This is a genomic window from Bacillus sp. mrc49 (assembly GCF_002803435.1).
In genome coordinates this window covers 1-2,166 of the sequence record NZ_PHNG01000736.1, presented here as the reverse complement: position 1 = coordinate 2,166, position 2,166 = coordinate 1, and the positions used below count along the sequence as shown (strand labels likewise).

Genomic DNA, 2,166 nt, shown 5'->3' with positions numbered 1-2,166 from the left:
TTCCTTATAATCCTTCATTCACGATCACAACTCCCAAGCCGTACTCGCATGAAAAAAACTGGACATGGAAAAAACCACGTCCAGCTTTTTTATGATGATGATTACTGCTTATACCGTTTACTTCAAATACTTCTTCAAAACGGGCTTCATATGATCGACAACCAAATGGCTGCCGCCCCTTCCCTTAACATCTTCTATCATCCAGGCCATAAGAAGCTCCGGATCTTCCGTGTCCATGGCTACAAACCAGCCATTTTCCGTTCCATCAGAATTCTTGGATGCCTTGATTTCAGCCGTTCCCGTCTTGGCTGCGATTTTGATGCCAAGATCATTTACACCATGGCCGCTCCCCTTAGGGTGTTCCACTACCTGTGTCAGCATTTTGGTGATCGCATTCGCCTGCTCGGCAGAAACGGCATTTTTCTTCCATATTTCCGTTTCATTTTTCTCTCTTGTCAGCAAGGTCGGCTTCATGATGTTTCCTTCATTCAAGAAGGCTGAGTAGGCCATGGCCAAGTGAAGCGTGCTCATTTGGACCTGCGCCTGGCCGTATCCGGCATCAGCCAAGCGACCTTCACTGTCGATTTTACCGATGCTCGATGCTTTGATCGGATAATCGTAGTTCAATGGTTCATCGAAACCAAATGCTTTGAGTCCGCTTGTGAATTTTTCCTTACCAAGCCCCAATGCTTTCTGGGCAAAATAAATATTATCCGAATAAATTAATGCTTTCTCCATATCAATGGGGACACCCGGGTCAGAGACCCTTGTGATCGAATGGTCTTTCCATGTCGATTTAGCCCACGTTTTCCCTTGGATCTTGATCGCCTCGTTCGGATCGACTCCATTTTTCAAGGCGATTGCCGCCGTGAGGGCCTTTATCGTCGAGCCCGGTGCGAAGGTCGAACTGAAGCGATTAAGCAATGGCTTCCGGGAATCTTCCTCCAGCGCTTTCTGCTCTTCCTTTGTTATCCCAAAAATATATTTATTGGGGTCAAAGGAGGGACTTGATACAAGTGCAAGCGTTTCGCCCGTTACCGGATCAAGAGCCGTTGCTGATCCAGCTTCGTTCTTATATTGCTTGAAGATATCCTTTTGAAGCTCCGCATCGATGGTTAATGTAATCGTTTCTCCCTCTTCAGCAGGCTTTTCAGCAATCACTTTTTCTTCGCCAGCTTCTGTTCTAATATAGATCTTGCCTCCTGGCTTTCCTTTCAAGCGACCTTCCAACACTTCCTCAAGACCGCGCTTGCCTATATCATCGCTTGCGGTATACCCTTTACCTTGCAATTTCTCCAAATCTTCGGCAGATGCCGCACCGACATATCCGATGAGATGGGCCGTAGATTCTTTGTATGGATAGATCCGGGCTTCCGTATTATTGACCGATACCCCAGGAATCGCCAATAGCTTTTCCAATGCTGCCGTATTATCACTGGACATTTTCTTGATGGGCACGAAATAACCTGGCTTTACCCAAGATTGCGTTAACTTCTTATCTATCTCGTCAGTGGACATATTAAGCATACCAGCGACCTTTTTGACCGTTTCGGTTTCGTTAGTCATTTTCTCTGGCACAATCCCCACTTCCGAGACCGTGCCATTCATGGCAAGTCCGCGCTCATTCCGGTCGACAATTTCCCCGCGAATGGCTGGATAGGTTTGAACCGATATCTTTTCACCAGCTTTCAACTGGGGGAATATATAGCTTTCATCCCACTTAATGTACCAATTCTCCTGGTCACCCTCCCCTTCCTTGATAAGGGTCGCCTGATGATCGGAATTGACCTCCCCTGCCATCGTTGACATATCAACGGTATAAGCAAGATTTACTTCTTCTCCATCTTTATGCTTTTTTTCTTCTTTGGGCTGTTTATAATTCACCTTTAACTGGTCCACTTCTATGCCCTTATAGATTTTTTCATAACGCTCCGCAAATTCATCCGCGCTGATTTCTTTCTTCGTTTCAGGTGACAAATATTCATACATCTTCGTAAAATCCTGTTTATTCCAAAGTTTGGTGTATGCCGCAAAGCGCTCTTCCGGACTTGGCTCATCCGAGCAGCCGGCCAGGAACAGTACGCTCATCAACAATAAGCTGGAAACTAAAGCCAGTTTCTTCATGATTTCCTCCTAATGAATAGTTAGAATGATATACGTATAGTT

1 protein-coding gene is annotated in these 2,166 nt (G+C 45.6%); it reads right to left on the bottom strand.

The features are described 5' to 3' along the window. Window positions 1–117 precede the first annotated feature (117 nt). The gene (locus CVN76_RS21520) at window positions 118–2,124 is read right to left on the bottom strand and encodes a penicillin-binding transpeptidase domain-containing protein (RefSeq protein ID WP_100532998.1); all 2,007 of its coding nucleotides are present in this window, start codon (window positions 2,122–2,124) and stop codon (window positions 118–120) included. Window positions 2,125–2,166 lie beyond the last annotated feature (42 nt).

Bases quoted from the DNA above. Each gene is read 5' to 3' on its own strand.
- CVN76_RS21520 (WP_100532998.1), bottom strand. From the start codon at position 2,124: ATGAAGAAACTGGCTTTAGTTTCCAGCTTATTGTTGATGAGCGTACTG.